The 16,322-nt window shown below is 66.7% G+C and carries 15 protein-coding genes; 6 read left to right on the top strand and 9 right to left on the bottom strand.

The features are described from left to right. From LTA6_RS17605 to LTA6_RS17625, 5 genes are all read right to left on the bottom strand, one after another. The gene (locus LTA6_RS17605; protein WP_341975153.1) at nt 1-1,035 is read right to left on the bottom strand and encodes a TIGR00730 family Rossman fold protein; all 1,035 of its coding nucleotides are present in this window, start codon (nt 1,033-1,035) and stop codon (nt 1-3) included. Between the two features lie 78 nt (nt 1,036-1,113). Then, a complete protein-coding gene (locus tag LTA6_RS17610; RefSeq protein WP_341975154.1) occupies nt 1,114-2,871 on the bottom strand; it encodes a proline--tRNA ligase in 1,758 nt (585 codons plus the stop codon). A 57-nt stretch (nt 2,872-2,928) separates the two neighbouring features. After that, nucleotides 2,929-3,699 (bottom strand): isocitrate lyase/phosphoenolpyruvate mutase family protein, encoded by a 771-nt coding sequence (locus LTA6_RS17615; protein WP_341975155.1) that lies wholly within the window; start codon nt 3,697-3,699, stop codon nt 2,929-2,931. A 94-nt stretch (nt 3,700-3,793) separates the two neighbouring features. Further along, nucleotides 3,794-4,060, bottom strand: a complete 267-nt coding sequence (locus tag LTA6_RS17620; RefSeq protein WP_341975156.1) for a hypothetical protein — start codon at nt 4,058-4,060, stop codon at nt 3,794-3,796. Nucleotides 4,061-4,086: 26 nt separating this feature from the next. Continuing rightward, a complete protein-coding gene (locus LTA6_RS17625) occupies nt 4,087-5,016 on the bottom strand; it encodes an NAD(P)/FAD-dependent oxidoreductase (protein ID WP_341975157.1) in 930 nt (309 codons plus the stop codon). A 77-nt stretch (nt 5,017-5,093) separates the two neighbouring features. Between LTA6_RS17625 and LTA6_RS17630 the strand changes: the two genes are divergently transcribed. From LTA6_RS17630 to LTA6_RS17650, 5 genes are all read left to right on the top strand, one after another. After that, complete coding sequence (locus LTA6_RS17630; protein ID WP_341975158.1) at nt 5,094-5,684, top strand: XRE family transcriptional regulator; 591 nt, start codon at nt 5,094-5,096, stop codon at nt 5,682-5,684. 752 nt (nt 5,685-6,436) lie between these two features. Then, a complete protein-coding gene (locus LTA6_RS17635) occupies nt 6,437-7,780 on the top strand; it encodes a DUF222 domain-containing protein (protein ID WP_407358332.1) in 1,344 nt (447 codons plus the stop codon). A gap of 63 nt (nt 7,781-7,843) precedes the next feature. Then, a complete protein-coding gene (locus LTA6_RS17640) occupies nt 7,844-9,289 on the top strand; it encodes an RNB domain-containing ribonuclease (protein ID WP_341975160.1) in 1,446 nt (481 codons plus the stop codon). A gap of 98 nt (nt 9,290-9,387) precedes the next feature. Continuing rightward, on the top strand, nt 9,388-9,867 hold the full coding sequence (locus LTA6_RS17645; protein ID WP_341975161.1) for a helix-turn-helix transcriptional regulator: 480 nt from the start codon (nt 9,388-9,390) through the stop codon (nt 9,865-9,867). 31 nt (nt 9,868-9,898) lie between these two features. Next, a complete protein-coding gene (locus LTA6_RS17650; RefSeq protein WP_341975162.1) occupies nt 9,899-10,864 on the top strand; it encodes an NUDIX domain-containing protein in 966 nt (321 codons plus the stop codon). Here LTA6_RS17650 and LTA6_RS17655 read toward each other — a convergent pair. From LTA6_RS17655 to ispG, 4 genes are all read right to left on the bottom strand, one after another. Continuing rightward, nucleotides 10,812-11,696, bottom strand: a complete 885-nt coding sequence (locus tag LTA6_RS17655; RefSeq protein ID WP_341975163.1) for a hypothetical protein — start codon at nt 11,694-11,696, stop codon at nt 10,812-10,814. The two genes, LTA6_RS17650 and LTA6_RS17655, sit on opposite strands and share 53 nt — an antisense overlap. A gap of 22 nt (nt 11,697-11,718) precedes the next feature. Then, nucleotides 11,719-12,453 (bottom strand): cytochrome c biogenesis protein CcdA, encoded by a 735-nt coding sequence (locus tag LTA6_RS17660; protein WP_363546027.1) that lies wholly within the window; start codon nt 12,451-12,453, stop codon nt 11,719-11,721. 6 nt (nt 12,454-12,459) lie between these two features. Then, nucleotides 12,460-12,951: a thioredoxin family protein gene (locus LTA6_RS17665; RefSeq protein ID WP_341975165.1), complete on the bottom strand. Its 492-nt coding sequence runs from the start codon at nt 12,949-12,951 to the stop codon at nt 12,460-12,462. 84 nt (nt 12,952-13,035) lie between these two features. After that, complete coding sequence (gene ispG, locus LTA6_RS17670; protein WP_341975166.1) at nt 13,036-14,187, bottom strand: flavodoxin-dependent (E)-4-hydroxy-3-methylbut-2-enyl-diphosphate synthase; 1,152 nt, start codon at nt 14,185-14,187, stop codon at nt 13,036-13,038. 229 nt (nt 14,188-14,416) lie between these two features. Between ispG and LTA6_RS17675 the strand changes: the two genes are divergently transcribed. Continuing rightward, the gene (locus LTA6_RS17675; RefSeq protein WP_407358333.1) at nt 14,417-16,300 is read left to right on the top strand and encodes a chorismate-binding protein; all 1,884 of its coding nucleotides are present in this window, start codon (nt 14,417-14,419) and stop codon (nt 16,298-16,300) included. The last annotated feature ends 22 nt before the right edge of the window (nt 16,301-16,322 follow it).

The raw sequence follows: 16,322 nt of genomic DNA on the forward strand, positions 1-16,322 counted from the left end.
TCAGGGGGCGGTAGGCAGGGCGTTGATCGCGCCGATCAGCCGGTAGAGGGCGCCGACCTCGCGCCGCCGCAGCCGCAGGGCGAGCCGGGGCAGGTCGAGACGGTCATGGTCGAGCACCTCGGCCTGCACCGGCTCGATGCGCTCGATCGAGCCGTCGAGCAGCAGGTCGCTGAACTCCTCGTTGAGCGCGGCGACGTCGGCATCCGACGGCACTCCCCGCAGTCGCAGCACCAGCCGATCTCCGACCCAGCGCAGTGAGTCGTAGTTCCTCCAGAACCCGGTGATCTCGGCGGCAGCAGCATCGACCGAATCCGTCACCAGCACTCTGTCGAAATCGTTCGGCGAGATGACGCCGGCCGGTACCATCTGCTCTTTGATGAAGCGCTCGAGCCCCTGCCAGAAGTCGCCGCCGGGTTCGTCGAGGAGCACGATCGGCATCGGTTCGGCCTTGCCGGTCTGCTGCAGGGTGAGCAGCTCGAACATCTCGTCCATCGTTCCGAATCCGCCAGGGAGGCAGATGAAACCGAGGGACTCCTTGATCAGCATGAGCTTGCGAGTGAAGAAATACTTCATCTGCACGATGTGCGAGTCATCCGCCATCACGTCCGAGGGCTTCTCCTCGAACGGGAGACGGATCGACACTCCGATGGCGCGCTCCGTGCCTGCACCTTCGGCGGCCGCCTGCATGATCCCAGGACCGGCTCCGGTGACCACCATCCACCCCTGGTCTGCGAGGGCGGAAGCGACACCTCGAGCCTGCTCGTAGAGCGGATCGTCGTGCCGCGTGCGCGCAGAGCCGAACACCGTCACCTTGGGGATCTTCGAGTACGGCTGGAACAGGCGGAACGCATCGCGCATCTCCGCGAGCGCGGCCGACGCGATCTTCAGGTCGAGGCGCGATGTGCCGTCCTGGCCGAGCAGCACTCCGCTGCGCAGAATCCTGGTGATCAGGGACCGGTTGGTGCGGATTCCTGCTTCGTCCAGGACCTTCGCAAGTTCAGCATCCAGGGCATCCGAGGTCAGCGCGTCGCTCATGACCCCAGCCTGTCACGTCCTCCGGCGACAGGAGCGAGCGACCCGCAGACCCTCGGCGCGATGCCGAGGGTCTCGCCCTCAGCGCGCCGAGAGCCCGGCGACAGCCTCGGCGACCGACACGGTCTCCCGCTCGCCGGTGCTGCGATCCCACAGCTCGACCTGGCCGTCTGCGGCACCTCGTCCGACGATGACGATCTTCGGTACGCCGACGAGCTCCGCATCGCCGAACTTCACGCCGGGCGAGACCTTGGGGCGGTCGTCGTAGAGCACGTCGAGGCCCGCCGACTCGAGCTGGGCCGCGATGCCCTCCGCGACGTCGAATGCGACCTGATCGCGCCCTGCGGCGACCACGTGCACATCGAACGGGGCGACGGACGCCGGCCAGATGAGGCCCTTGTCATCGTTGTGCAGCTCGGCGATGATCGCGAGGATGCGGGTGACGCCAATTCCGTACGAACCCATCGTGACGGTGACCAGCTTGCCGTTCTCGTTCAGGACCTTCAGGCCCAGCGTCTCGGCGAAGAAGCGTCCGAGCTGGAAGACGTGGCCGATCTCCATGCCACGGGCGAGCTCGACCGGACCCGATCCGTCGGGGGCCGGGTCGCCGGCGCGGACGTTCGCGATCTCGATGATGCCGTCGGCGACGAAATCGCGGCCGGCGATGACCGAGTGCGCGTGCTTCTCGTCCATGTTCGCGCCGGTGATCCAGCTCGTCCCCTCGGAGACGCGGGGGTCCACGAGGTAGCGGATTCCGGTGGCGGACTCCTCGCCGAGCACGGCGCCGGTCAGCGACCACGGACCGATGTAGCCCTTGACCAGGAGCGGGTTGTTCTCGAAATCGTCTTCGTTGGCGGTGGAGACCTCTGCGGGAGCGAAGGCGACCTCGGCTCGCTTCTCGTCGACCTCTCGGTCGCCGGGGATACCGACGATCACCAGCTCACGCGTGCCGTCGACATGGGTGAGGGCGAGCACGACATTCTTCAGCGTGTCTGCCGCGGTGTACTCCCCCTCGAGGTTCGCGTTGCAGTGCGCGACCAGGGTGTCGATCGTGGGAGTGTTCGGGGAGTCGAAGATCACCGGCGCGGCATCCGCGTCGAAGGCGATCGCGTCAGGCACGGCTGTCGTGAAGGCCTCGACGTTGGCGGCGTAGCCGCCGGCAGAACGCACGAAGGTGTCTTCACCGACGGGAGTCGGGTGCAGGAACTCCTCGCTGCGCGCGCCGCCCATCAGACCGTTGTCGGCCGCGACGATCACGTATTCGAGGCCGAGCCGCTGGAAGATCCGCTCGTAGGCATCGCGCTGAGACTGGTAGCTGACCTCGAGCCCGGCATCCGATGCATCGAACGAGTAGGCATCCTTCATCGTGAATTCGCGCCCGCGCAGCAGACCGGCGCGGGGGCGCGCCTCGTCGCGGTACTTGTCCTGGATCTGATAGATCGTCAGCGGCAGATCCTTGTAGGAGGAGTAGAGGTCCTTCACCAGGAGGGTGAACATCTCCTCGTGGGTCGGCGCGAGCAGGTAGTCGGCGCCCTTGCGGTCCTGCAGACGGAAGATGCCGTCGCCGTAGGACTCCCACCGGCCGGACTGTTCGTAGGGATCGCGGGGCAGCAGCGCGGGAAAATGCACTTCCTGCGCACCGGCATTCGCCATCTCATCACGGACGATGCTCTCGATCTTCGCCTTGACCTTCAGCCCCAGCGGAAGCCACGTGAAGACGCCGGGCGCGGCGCGACGGATGTAGCCGGCGCGCACGAGCAGACGGTGGCTGGTGACCTCCGCGTCGGCGGGATCTTCGCGGAGCGTACGGAGGAAGAAGTTCGAAAGACGAGTGACCACGGGCCAAGTCTAGTGACCCGTGGCACCCGTCCTCGTTGAGTGCGGAGCAGCCGTAGCTCAGTTGAGCGCGGGGAGCCCTGTGGGCACGACGCCGCCTGCGTACAGGCTCGAGGCCAAGTCCTGAAGAGCGGTCAGGGCGACGCGTTGCGGAAGCGGACCGAACGAGATCCGCGCCACTCCGAGCGTTTCGTACGCGGATGCAGCGAGAGCGCCGGGGACTCCGATCACGCTGATCTTTCGCTCCCCGATGCCGTCGACGAGCTGGCGGGTCACGTTCGCGTCGAGCAGACCCGGCACGAAGATGCAGGTCGCACCGGCGTCGAGGTAGGCACGTCCGCGCTGGATCGCGTCGGCGATGCTCTCCTCGATCGGGCGATGCCCCGCGCGGACGAAGGCGTCGGTGCGGGCGTTGAGCACGAAGGGAACACCCTCGGCCTCTGCTGCCTTGACGACCGCTTCGACGTTCGCCACGGATTCGTCCAGCGGCTTGAGGCGATCCTCGATGTTCGCACCGACGACTCCTGCGGCGATCGCCAGGCGTGTGGTCTCCCCCGCGTCACCGTAGCCGTCGTCGAGGTCGGCCGTCACCGGGAACTCCACGGCCGCAGCGATACGGCCGACCATGTCGAGCATGATGTCGCGCGGAATGCTGCCGTCGGCGTATCCGAAGGTCGCGGCGATTCCGTGGCCCGCCGTGGCGATCGCCGTGGTCTCGGGAAGGCCGGCGACGGCTCGCGCCGACACGACATCCCACACGTTGATGACACGGAGGATCTCTGGTGCCTCATAGAGTCCGACAAGGGCCTGAGCTTTGGATGCTGTGGTCATGCGTCAACGCTAACGCGGCTCGGCGGGTTGCGGGGTGGATGACCGGTCTTCGGCCGGCGGCCTCGGTCTGCGGTCGTCGGCCTTCAGCCGGCGGTCAGCGGCGTGCCCGGCGGACCAGCGCGCCATACGCGCGCATGAGCTGCGGCACGACGAGATAGACGGCCAGCGGAACGACGACGATCGTCAGGACGAACGCGCGGAGCACGGGGTGCCACCCCTCGGCGAAGGGCGCGATGGCGAAGAAGCCGAGGGTGACGAGCGGGAAGATGGCGAGCCAGGTGATGATCGCCCGTACATGCACGGACGGCGGGCGTGGGGCGTCGACCGGGGGCGCGATCTCGGTGGGGGCAGACTGGGACATGGGGGCCTTTCGGTGGTTGTCGGAGTTCACGCCGCGGCGGCGGCGTCGAGATTCAGTTGCAGAAGCCATCCGTTGATGGCGATGGCGGCGGCGCTTCCGGCACCCGCTGCGGTGATGACCTGAGCTGTGGGGGTGACGACGTTGCCCGCAGCCCAGATGCCGGGGACGCTGGTGTGGCCGAAGCCGTCCGTGCGGATGAGTCCACTGGTGTCGTCGACGTCGCAGCCGAGGGTTCGCAGGAGTCCGTCGCGTGGGCGTTGACGCGGTGCGATGAACACCGCGTCACAGTCGACGACCTCACCATCGGTGAGGGCGATCCCATCCAAGCCCCCATCATCACCCGGCAGATGAGACACGGTTCCGTCCACCACCTGCACGCCGAACGATGCGAGTCGATGCCGCTCCGTCTCGGAGAGTTCGATTCCGTTCGTGATGAACGAGACGCGGTCGCTGTAACTGCGCAGCAACGCCGCCTGCTTGATGGACATCTCGCGGATAACCCCGCCGACGACGGCGATATTCCGCCCCAGGACCTCATGGCCGTGGCAGTACGGGCAGTGATGCACGAGGGTGCCCCACCGCTCACGCACCCCGGGGAGGTCGGGCAGCTCATCGACGAGACCCGTGGCGATCATGATCGCCCGCGTTTTCTCGCTACGCGTCTCTGTCGAAACGACGAAGGTCCCGTCGCTTTCACGATCGATCCTCGTCACGTCGGCATGGCGAACGGATGCGCCGTACCGTGCCAGTTCGTCACCGCCCGCCGCGAGAAACTCGGCGGGCGAGAGGCCGTCGCGAGAGACGAAGCCGTGCATGTGAGGCGCCGGCGCATTCCGCTGTTTCCCGCCGTCGATCAACAGCACATCCACCTGCGCTCTGGCGAGCACGAGTCCCGCGCTGAGGCCAGCCGCTCCGCCCCCGATGATGATGACGTCGTGGCGATCGTTTGTGTTCATACGGCCAGACTGGCCGCGCTCACCCTGAAGTCGGGAATCCTGTTGCCGAAAGTGGAACGGCGTGCTTTGCTCGACGGGTGAGCACGACGCAACGCATCGAGACCGAACTCAGCCAAGTCGCTCCGAGGCTTCGCCAGGCGCGCCAGAAGAGAGGCATGACGCTCGAGGAACTGGCGGTGGAGACCGGCATCTCCAAGAGCACACTCTCCCGTCTCGAATCAGGCCAGCGCCGACCGAGCCTTGAGCTCCTGCTTCCGGTCGTCGCAGCCCTGTCGGTGCCGTTCGACGAGATCGTCCGCTCCCCTCGCGTCGATGATCCTCGCGTGACGCCGCGAGCGACGCGAGCGGACGGAAGAACTCTCACTCGATTGTCTGCTTCGAAGGGCGAACCGCAGGCGTTCAAGATCACCATCCCCGCAACGGACCGGCAACCGGTGCTTCGCACGCACACCGGCTACGAGTGGATCTACGTCTTGGACGGTCGGCTCCGACTCATCCTCGGTGACCACGACGTCGTGATGGGCCCCGGTGAAGTCGCGGAGTTCGACACCAAGAACCTGCACTGGTTCGGCTCGACCGGCGCAGGACCCGTCGAGATCCTCAGTTTGTTCGGCAAGCACGGGGAGCGGATGCACGTACGAGCGCGCACGCGCCCGGCTTCGGCCTGATCTGGGTACGGCGATCTCAAATGGTCCTCAAACGGACGCGCCGCGGGGCGTAAGTTGAATCGCCGTTCGGGAACTCACATTCTCTATCTCAGTGAGTGTTGTTCCTGGATGCCGTTAACCGCTCGCCCTAGTCAAGTTAGAGTCGCTGCATGCGAGCGCGTCCGACCGACCCAAGGGACCAGACGTCTCAAGTCGACGATCCGAGCTACCGTGTGTATTTCTGGGCTGATGATGCTGGCACAAAAGAGGAATGGGAGCTCTCGGAGACCGACATCTCCGAGGTGCTGGACTGGATCTCCACGCGCGCAAATGGTCGCTCTCACAGTCTCTGGGCGGTGACGAGATCGGCGGGCCGTGTCTGCTTGATCCGTCTTCGCGGCATCGATCTTGATGCCCGTCGCGACTCCTGGCCGGCCTGGGCTGACGAGGCTCGCTAGCCGTACTATCCGACGGACTCTCCCTGATGCCGTACAGGCACAAGACGAAGGCCGGCGCGAACGGTCCGGTGCGCGCCAAGTCGATCGGTCCCGCGTGAATCCCAGGCGCTATCGAGCCGCAGCCGTGCCCGTGCCTCTCGATCGCGCCACAGACGATCGTTATGACCAACTCGTGTGGCCGACGCGCAATGCGAGACGGTGAGACGGGTGACGGGCGACGGGTGACGGTCTCGCAAGACGGACTGCAGCGCGTCGAAACGCGGTTCCGGAACACTCGTTCTCGTCGAATTCGGGTCGTTATACAGCCGTGGTCTAATGAGCTATTTCCTGGCGCTGATCTGGGGTTGGAATGTCGGTGGCCCCTGGTGTACTGGGGTTATGACGGCGTTGATGGATGCGACAGTGGAGCAGGTGGCGACGCTGGGCGCGCTCACTGATTCTGTCGTCGAGATCGAGCGCACGATCAGCAGCCTGCAGGCGGCGCGGGATGGTCTTCTCGCTCTCGGGTCGCGGTTCGCGCTCGACGTCGCCCAGCAGGGCGGGCATGAGGATTTCGGGGACATGGCGTTGCGGACGGTCGCGGCGGAGATGGGTGCGGCGTTGCGGGTCAGCGACCGGACGGTGCAACGGCGGATGGCGGAAGCCTCGTTTCTGGTGGAGCAGTTCCCGTCGGTGTGGCAGGCGCAGGGTGCGGGGCGGATCAGTGCCTCACACGCCCGAGTGATCATCGACGCCGGCGCACACCTGGACGATGCTGCGGATCGGGATGCGTATGCGGAGCAGATGTTCGGGTTCGCGGAGACGGAGTCCCCGAACCGGGTGGCCCGGATGGCCCGCCGGGTCGCCGAACGCTTCCAACCGCGGTCGATCGATGAGCGCCACCAGGATGCCCGCGACCGGCGCGGCGCGTGGATGAAAGACCGGGCGGATGGGCAGGCGGAGTTCGGGCTGGTTGGCCCGGCCGCGCTCGTGCACGGCGCGTTCGACCGGATCACCGGCATGGCGAAAGGCGTGCAGGGTGCTCCCGGCGGCGACAACGAGGATGCCGCCGATCCACGCACGATCGATCAACTCCGCAGCGACCTCGCCCTCGACCTCCTCCTCACCGGGGCACCCGCCGGTCACGACACCCCCGACGGGCTCCTCGCCACCATCACCGCCCACGTATCCGTGACCGTCCCCGTCACGACACTGATCGGCACCGGGACCACCCCGGCGGAGTTGGACGGGCGGGTCCCGATCGACACCGCCACCGCGAAAGAACTTGCCGGGGCGGCATCCGGGTGGGATCGCATCCTCACCCACCCGATCACCGGGAACCTCCTCGCCGTGGACCGCTACCGGCCCAGTGCGCACCTGACGCGGCACCTGAAAGCACGCGATCAACGCTGCCGATTCCCGACCTGCGGACTCCCCGCCCGAGACTGCGACATCGACCATCATCAAGACGCCGCCCTCGGCGGCGCGACCACCTTAGAGAATCTCGGCGACCTCTGCCGCCGACACCACGTCCTCAAACACCACACCCCGTGGCACGTCGAACAACTCGACACCGGGGTCTACGCCTGGACCAGCCCTACCGGCAAGGTCTACCTCGACCGACCCCCACCCCAGAACACCGTCACCTTCACCGAAGACGACACCCCACCACCCTTCTGACGCCGAGTCGCGCATTCGCGCGCTTCGCCAGGGCATATCGTCGGGGCACATAGTGTGGGTTTCATGCCTCAACGCCGATCACATGTCGCTCCCTCCGCCGCACAGACCGAGCTGGCGGCGGCGCTCGCGACGCTGCGCGAGTCGCTGGATGCGCCTGTGGAGTTCCCGGCATCCGTTCTCGCTGAGGCCGAAGCCGCGACGGCACCGATACCGGAACTCGACTTGCGCGACATCCCCTTCGCAACCCTCGATCCCCTGGGCGCGCGCGATCTGGATCAGGCGTTTCACCTCGAGCGCCACGGCTCCGGCTACACCGTGATGTACGCGATCGCAGACGTGCCCGGCTTCATCACGCCGGGCGGAGGGGTGGATACCGAAGCACGCCGGCGCGGCCAGACGCTGTACGCCGCGGACGGCAGGATCCCCCTGCATCCGCCCGTCCTCAGCGAGGACCGGATCTCCCTGCTGCCCGAAGCCGACCGACCCGCGCTGGTATGGACGTTCGAGCTCGACAGTGCCGGCGTCGTCACCGATTTCCGGCTCGAGCGCGCACTCATCCGCTCACGCGTGCAGCTGGACTACGTCTCCACCCAGCAATCGCTGGACCGCGGCGAAGAGGGGCCGGCCTCGCTCCTCCCGGAAATCGGTGCGCTGCGCCTGGAGCAGGAACGTCTGCGCGGTGGCGCGAGCCTGAATCTTCCGGACGACGAGGTCGTTCGGGACCCTGCCGGCCGATACGCCATCGAACGGCGCCGCCCGCTGCCGGTCGAGGAGTGGAACGCCCAGCTCTCGCTGATGACCGGGATGGCCGCAGCCTCTCTGATGCTGGAAGCCGGCGTCGGAATCCTGCGCACGATGCCAGAACCCGATGAGAAATCGTTCGAATCCTTCCGCCGACAGACCGAGGCGCTCGGTCGCCCATGGACCACGGGCACCTACGGCGAGTACCTCCGCGCACTGGACCGGAACGATCCGATGACCCTGTCGGTGCTCGAAGCGGCCGCCATGCTGTTCCGCGGTGCCGGATATCTGCCGTTCGACGGCACATCGCCGACGGATGCCGAGCAAGCCGCGATCGCCGCCCCCTATGCGCACGCCACGGCACCGCTGCGGCGTCTCGTCGACCGCTGGGTACTGACGATCTGCCTCGCCGTCTCGAACGGGAAAGATGTCCCCGACTGGGCACGGGAGTCGCTCGACGAGCTGCCCGCCCTGATGCAGGCATCCGGGCAGCGCGTGTCGCAGCTGAACAACGCGACGATCAACTGCGTCGAAGCCGCGCTGCTGACGCCCTTGGTCGGGTCCGTGATCCAAGCGACGGTGATCGAGCTGCGGGAGGATCGAGCGACGATCCAGATCGCGGACCCTGTGGTGACGGCATCCGCTCCGGTCCCCGCAGGCGCAGCGCCCGGCGATGCGATCTCACTGCGACTGGTGCGCGCCGACATCGCGCGCGGAGAAGTGGAGTTCGCCCTCCCGAAAGATGGTCCTGGTGACCTGCCTCGTTGACTGGCGGGTGACTGGCGGGTGACTGGCGGCAAAGTGACGGCACAGTGGCGGGTCGATGACGTGGCCATGGCGGCAGGAGCTGAACGAGCATGATTTCCATGAACACGACACGAATCATCGAACTCCGCCAGACGCAGGGCTGGACGCAGGAACGGCTCGCGAACGAGAGCGGCGTCGGCCTCCGCACCGTTCAGCGGCTGGAAGCAGGACAAGACGCGAGCCTGGAAACGCTGTCCCTTGTCGCCGAAGCGCTGCACGTCTCAGTGCGAGAGCTGTTCACCGTGATCGACGACGCTGATCTGAGCAACCGCGTCGATTCATTGGAGGACCGCACAGTCGAACAGCAGGCGGCACGAGACCGGATCAGCAGCGCGTGGCGATGGCTGTACATCGGGATCGGCGTCGTCCTCACCTTCGTGAGCTTCACCTTCTCGTACGGACTGGTGCTGTTCCTCTCCTACTGGATCGGGGGCTACATCATCCTGGTCGCGATCCGCCGGATCTATCTCGAGCCGCACCTCGACATGAGGTTCCCCCTGTCCCGCGGGAAATCGAAGACGAAGGCCGCCGTCCGCTGAGCACTGAGGCGGGCGACGTAGGCTCGCATTCATGCCGAAGTCTCCATACGTCGACAAGCTCCGCGCGCACATCGGCCATGATCTGCTGCTTCTCCCCGCTGTCACCGCCGTCATCCGTGACGGCGACCGGTTCCTGCTGGCACGGTCGCACGGGTCGAAGCTCTGGGGCCCGATCGGCGGTGGCATCGAGCCTGGGGAGAACCCGGAGGATGCCGTCGCTCGCGAGGTCCTCGAAGAACTCGGCGTCGAGCCGGTTGTCGGCGACCTCGTCGGCGCGTTCGGCGGGGCCGACCTGATCATCGACTATCCCAACGGCGACCGCGTCGGATACACCACGATCGCATTCGAGTGCGAACTCCCTGCTCGTGCTGAGCTGATCCTCGAGGAAGACGAACTCGTCGAAGTCGGCTGGTTCGAGCGATCCGCACTGGCAGATCTTCCCTTGCAGCCCGGCGTCATACGGATACTGGGTAACGCGACCCGGGGTCGTTCGACTCCGGGCAGAGCGATCATCGAGAAGGCGGTCTGCTACGTCGTGGCCGACGACCACCTCCTGGTGTTCACCCACGACGACCTACCGCTCACCGTGACCGGCGTGCAGGTTCCTGCTGGCACGGTCCGAGTCGGAGAGTCAGCGGGCGATGCGGCCGTGCGAGAGCTCTTCGAGGAGACCGGACTGCGAGGGAGCGTCGTTCGTCCACTCGGGTCAGCGGACTACGACCTCGCCCCGACACGGTCTGAGATCGCCCGGAGACACTTCTTCCTGATGCGCGTCGATGAGGCAGACGTTCGCGCTTCATGGGTTGCCGGAGAGACCGATCCGGAGGGCGGAGGTCCGGCTCAGACGTGGACCTGCCGCTGGATCCCGCTCGCGCAGGCACACGTCCTCGCCGCCGGCCTCGGGGCGAAGCTCGGTGAAATCATGACCCTGTCGAAGGACGAGCTCACGCCGCAGGCACAGCTGTCGTCGTCATCACCAGCATCTGCGGATCGCTGAGATCCAGCGACACCGAGATGGCCGAGAACTCCGCGAGCGAGGCTACGTGCGTTCCGCCGCACAGAATCACAGCCTCACCCTCGGGAAGATCGCAATGCCACCGGCGACGATCCACGATGGTCGGGCCATCGACCTCGATCCGGCTGCGGGCCGCGGATGCCACCCACACGGCGAGCTGTGCGTTGATGCGCTCCTCGCGCTCGACCAGTGTCGCCGCGAACGTCTCCGTATCGAATCCGGCCCTGCGCAGGCTCTTGCCGAGCCGATACTCGTCGACGCTGCCATCATCGCCAATGCGGCTGGACTGATTCGCTCGACCCTCGAAATCGGGAGAGCCCAGCGCGTCGACGCCCGGGTCCTTCCGCCACAGATCAGCGACGGCCAGATCCAAGGCGAGCGACGCCAGATGGCAGGCCGTGTGTCCGCGACTGAGCGCAGCGCGACGCGCAGCATCCACTTCCGCAACGACCGTCGATCCCACGGCGAGCCATGCCGGAGCATCCGTCGGCTCGATACGATGCGCGACGAACCAGCTCCATCCCTCGCTCCCCCGTTTGATCGGGATCTCCGCACCGACGGCGAACTCGCCTTCATCGCTGCGCGCGGCCATCTCCGTCTCGGTGACGGACACTCGACCCGCGTCGCCGACCAGCGCACCCGTATCCCCCGGCTGATCGGGCCAGGTGTGATCGACGGGGTGGAAAGGCGTCGCATCCACGATGATCACCGCGCCATCCGGACGACTTTCGGTGAGGACGACCTGCGCCTCGCCTCGCAGCTCTCCCGCGGCGAAGGTCACGATCGTATCGGGCACGGCACTGCTCTGCGTCATCGGATCCTTGCTCCACTCGTGGTCAACCGCCGCCGATCCAGTGCTCGAGCTGTTCGATCGGGGCATACCAGCCCAGATCCAGGATCAGTGTCTGCAGAGCCTTGTCGAGCCCCGCGATCACGGCGATTCCCACGATAACGAACAACACGCCGATCACCCGACGGAACCATCCGCGGGGATCGGCCAGCCAACCGAGCCGACGCACCATGCGCCGGCCCAGCAGGCCCACCAGAAGCAGGGTGCCGGCCAGCCCCACCGCGTAGGCGACCACGTAGACCAAGCCCTCGGCGAACGAAACCGGCAGCACCGCGGCGACGATGAGCGCGTACGTGGGGCTGCAACTCGAGAAGACGGGACCGAGTGCTGCTCCGGTGAGCACGTCGCCCGCGATCCCCCGCCGTGATTGCGAGCTCTCGAGCATTTCGCCGCTGCGCTGCTGGAGGCGCAATCGCGCGGAGAGCCGGTCCCAAAGCACCGGAAAGAGTAGATCCACGCCGAGCAGGATGATGATCGTTCCCGAGATGATCTGCCAGACGGACGGCGGGATGCCGAGCAGCGCGGTCGTCGCCTTCAACGCGAGGGTGAACACGATGACACTCACGGCCAGGGAGGCGGCGATCGTGTACGGACGCAGCCTGCTGCGCTTCTCGTCTCCGACGGCCGCTCCGCCGATGATGATCGGCAGCAGAGGCAGCACACATGGTGCGGCGACCGTCAGCACTCCGGCGGCCAGGCTCAGCAACAGGGACGCGGTCATCGAACGTCAGGGCGCCGCAGCAAGCAGTGATTCGATGGATGGCTCGTCATACAACACGGCGCTGGACAGCTTCTCCCCATCGTCTCCGACGTACACGACCGTCGTCTGCAGCGTGACGCCGTACTGTTGACGCAGATCCACCCGATCGTCGTAGTCGACCTTGAACACGGTCACACCGTCGGGTGAGCCCTCGTTCCTGAGCTGCTCATCGAGCGCACGGCACTGCGGGCACCACGTCGCATGGAAGAAGAGCACTTTGGTGCCGGGGGTCGCTTCGATCACCCCGTCTCGGTAGTCCATGTAGACACCCGTGATCGGCGCGTCGTCATCCGCAGACGGCTCGACGGCCGGGGCTACGGGCTCAGAAGGAGCAGGATCGCTCGCCTCCACCGATGCGGGTGACGACGGCTCATCAGACGGCATCGGCGCGCAGCCCGCGAGCAAGAACGCGGTGATGGCGCCGGTCACGATGGCGATACGAGTCGCTGCACCGCGCATTGCACCTCCCGGAAAGATTCCGCTAACCGGTACGCTACTCCGCTCAGTGGTTCGGCGGGATGGTGAAACTGGCGAGCGTGAAGGTCAGACTGTGATGACCTGAGCGGAGCCGAGCGGAGAACCAGGCCCCATCTCGGCTGCGATGCGATTCGCCTCTTCGATGAGCGTCGCGACGATCTCCGCTTCCGGCACGGTCTTGATGACCTCGCCCTTCACGAAGATCTGTCCCTTGCCGTTGCCGGATGCGACGCCGAGGTCGGCTTCGCGCGCCTCACCCGGACCGTTCACGACGCAACCCATCACGGCGACGCGGAGCGGCACGGTCATGTCCTTGAGGCCCTCGGTGACATCTTCCGCGAGTGTGTAGACATCGACCTGTGCGCGACCGCATGACGGGCACGAAACGATCTCGAGCTTGCGCTCGCGCAGGTTCAGGGACTGCAGGATCTGATGACCGACCTTGACCTCTTCGACCGGCGGCGCCGACAGCGAGACGCGGATCGTGTCCCCGATCCCCTCGGAGAGCAGGATGCCGAACGCAGTGGCGCTCTTGATGGTGCCCTGGAAAGCGGGGCCCGCCTCGGTGACACCGAGGTGCAGGGGCCAGTCGCCGCGCTCGGAGAGCAGGCGGTAGGCCTTGACCATCACGATCGGATCGTTGTGCTTGACCGAGATCTTGAAATCGTGGAAGTCGTGCTCTTCGAAGAGCGACGCCTCCCAGACGGCACTCTCGACGAGAGCCTCTGCCGTCGCCTTGCCGTGCTTCTGCAGGATTCGCCTGTCGAGGGAACCGGCGTTGACGCCGATGCGCAGAGAGACACCGGCAGCCTTCGCGGCCTCGGCGATCTTGCCCACGTTGCCGTCGAACTCGCGGATGTTTCCGGGGTTCACGCGCACCGCGCCGCAGCCGGCGTCGATCGCCGTGTAGATGTAGCGAGGCTGGAAGTGGATGTCGGCGATCACCGGGATCTGGCTCTTCATCGCGATGATCTTCAGAGCATCCGCGTCATCCTGGTGCGGCACGGCGACGCGCACGATCTCGCATCCGGATGCCGTGAGCTCGGCGATCTGCTGCAGAGTGCCGTTGATGTCGGTGGTCTTCGTCGTCGTCATCGACTGCACGCTGACCGGGGCATTGCCCCCGACGAGCACCTTGCCGACCTTGATCTGACGGGTCTTGCGGCGAGGGGCGAGGACTTCGGGGATCTTCGGCATCCCAAGGTTCACTGCTGGCACACCCCAAGCCTACGCCGCCCGCATGCGCGCGGGCTGGAAGCCGCCCATGTGACCTGACCCGTCATTCGGCCGAGCCGGGTACCGCTCGTGTGGTAGTTTCGGCCCATGCTCGCGAACGTCACCTGGTGGCCCGCCTCCTAGGCGGTGTGTTCGCGTTCCCACGAATCCAGACCGCCTCCGGGGCGGTCTTTTCGTTGGGCCGAGCCGGAGCACCGCACAGGAGACATCGATGACCCTCTCACGCCTCGCCGAGCTCACCGCAGATCCGGCGGCATCCTTCGTGCTCATCGCGCGCGACGGCGCCGACACCGTCGAGCTGCTCACCGGTGAAGTCTTGGACGTCGACCTCCTCGCCGACATCCCGCTCACCATCGACGGCACTCCCCGCGAGATCTTCGCCATGGTCCCGTACCGGCAGGTGCGCGAGCGTGGTTTCGTCGCGCAGGATGACGCAGCACCCCTGCGGTGCCTGATCGTCGACGAGCACCTGGCCCTGCCGACCGCCGATCTCCTCGGCGAACTCCCGGAAGCGCCGATCCCGCTGCAGGACGCCGGCTTCGACATCAGCGATGACGACTACGCCACGATCGTCGAACGCGTCATCGCCGACGAGATCGGCCGGGGCGAAGGCGCGAACTTCGTGATCCGCCGAGACTTCACCGCGCGGATCGATGCCGACGACCGCACCGCCGCCCTCACCTGGTTCCGAGCGCTCCTCGCGCACGAGCGCGGCGCGTACTGGACGTTCCTCGTCGTCACACCGGGCCACATCGCCGTCGGCGCCAGCCCGGAAGCGCACGTCGTCGCTCGCGAAGGCATCGTCACCATGAACCCGATCTCCGGAACCTTCCGCCACCCGGCGGGCGGCGCCACCAAAGAGACGCTCATCGATTTCCTCTCTTCGACGAAGGAGACAGAGGAGCTCTTCATGGTCGTCGACGAGGAACTGAAGATGATGAGCGCCGTCTGCTCGGATGGCGGCCGCATCACGGGGCCGCACCTGAAGGAGATGTCGCGACTCACGCACACCGAGTACATGCTCCGCGGACGCAGCCGCCTCGATCCGCGCGACATCCTCCGCGAGACGATGTTCGCCCCGACTGTGACCGGGTCGCCCATGCAGAACGCGTGCGCGGTGATCCGCCGCCACGAGCGCGCGCCCCGCGGCTACTATTCCGGGGTCGCTGCGCTGTTCACGCCGAATGCGGATGGCGGGCACGACCTCGACGCGCCGATCCTGATCCGCACCGTCTATCTGCAGAACGGCACCCTGCGCGTTCCGGTCGGCGCGACGCTGGTGCGCCACTCCGACCCCCACGGTGAGGTCAGCGAGACTCACGGCAAGGCCGCCGGCGTCCTGGGCGCCATCGGAGCGATCGACCGTGATCGCGTGGCCGAGGCGCGCAGTGATGCGGATGCTCCGGCCGAAGAACACGCGCTCGCGGACGACCCGGCGATCGCCGAGCTGCTCGCCTCGCGCAACAGCCGGCTCGCGGAATTCTGGCTGAACCCGCAGGACGACGGAGCACCCGGCCCCTTCACGGGCCGCACGGCGCTCGTGGTCGATGCCGAGGACAGGTTCACGACGATGCTCGCGCATCAGCTTCGTCACCTCGGTCTGGACGTCACGATCGCCGCCTGGAGCGAGGTCCGCGATCAGGATCTGGATGCCGCTGACCTCGTCGTCGCCGGCCCAGGGCCCGGCGACCCCCGCGACGACGCCAATCCCCGGATCGCGCGGATGCGGGAGGTGGTCGCCAGACGCCTCGATCGCGACGCACCGCTGCTGGCCGTGTGCCTGAGCCACCAGATCCTCGCTGATCGGCTCGGTATCGCGCTCACCCCGCTGGACGCGCCGCACCAGGGCCTGCAGAAGTCCGTCCCGGTCTTCGGCGAGGACGCGTCGATCGGCTTCTACAACACCTTCACCGCCAGGGCGACGCCGGGAACGACGTCGATCAACGGAGCGGATGTCTCAGCCGATCCAGCGTCCGGAGACGTGTACGCGCTCCGGGGAGCGGGCTTCGCCTCCGTGCAGGGACACCTCGAGTCGATCCTGTCGCGCGACGGCATCCGCACCCTGGGGCGTCTGGTGTCGCACGCCCTGACCTGAACCTTTTCGGTCGTTGAGCGAG

It is taken from the genome of Microbacterium sp. LTA6 (genome assembly GCF_045690355.1).
GTDB lineage: Bacteria > Actinomycetota > Actinomycetes > Actinomycetales > Microbacteriaceae > Microbacterium.

Excerpts from the sequence above, each read along its gene's own strand:
- LTA6_RS17605 (WP_341975153.1), bottom strand. The coding sequence starts at position 1,035 with ATGAGCGACGCGCTGACCTCGGATGCCCTGGATGCTGAACTTGCGAAG.
- LTA6_RS17615 (WP_341975155.1), bottom strand. The coding sequence starts at position 3,699 with ATGACCACAGCATCCAAAGCTCAGGCCCTTGTCGGACTCTATGAGGCA.
- LTA6_RS17620 (WP_341975156.1), bottom strand. The coding sequence starts at position 4,060 with ATGTCCCAGTCTGCCCCCACCGAGATCGCGCCCCCGGTCGACGCCCCA.
- LTA6_RS17625 (WP_341975157.1), bottom strand. The coding sequence starts at position 5,016 with ATGAACACAAACGATCGCCACGACGTCATCATCATCGGGGGCGGAGCG.
- LTA6_RS17635 (WP_407358332.1), top strand. The coding sequence starts at position 6,437 with ATGAGCTATTTCCTGGCGCTGATCTGGGGTTGGAATGTCGGTGGCCCC.
- LTA6_RS17640 (WP_341975160.1), top strand. The coding sequence starts at position 7,844 with ATGCCTCAACGCCGATCACATGTCGCTCCCTCCGCCGCACAGACCGAG.
- LTA6_RS17645 (WP_341975161.1), top strand. The coding sequence starts at position 9,388 with ATGAACACGACACGAATCATCGAACTCCGCCAGACGCAGGGCTGGACG.
- LTA6_RS17650 (WP_341975162.1), top strand. The coding sequence starts at position 9,899 with ATGCCGAAGTCTCCATACGTCGACAAGCTCCGCGCGCACATCGGCCAT.
- LTA6_RS17655 (WP_341975163.1), bottom strand. The coding sequence starts at position 11,696 with ATGACGCAGAGCAGTGCCGTGCCCGATACGATCGTGACCTTCGCCGCG.
- LTA6_RS17660 (WP_363546027.1), bottom strand. The coding sequence starts at position 12,453 with ATGACCGCGTCCCTGTTGCTGAGCCTGGCCGCCGGAGTGCTGACGGTC.
- LTA6_RS17665 (WP_341975165.1), bottom strand. The coding sequence starts at position 12,951 with ATGCGCGGTGCAGCGACTCGTATCGCCATCGTGACCGGCGCCATCACC.
- LTA6_RS17675 (WP_407358333.1), top strand. The coding sequence starts at position 14,417 with ATGACCCTCTCACGCCTCGCCGAGCTCACCGCAGATCCGGCGGCATCC.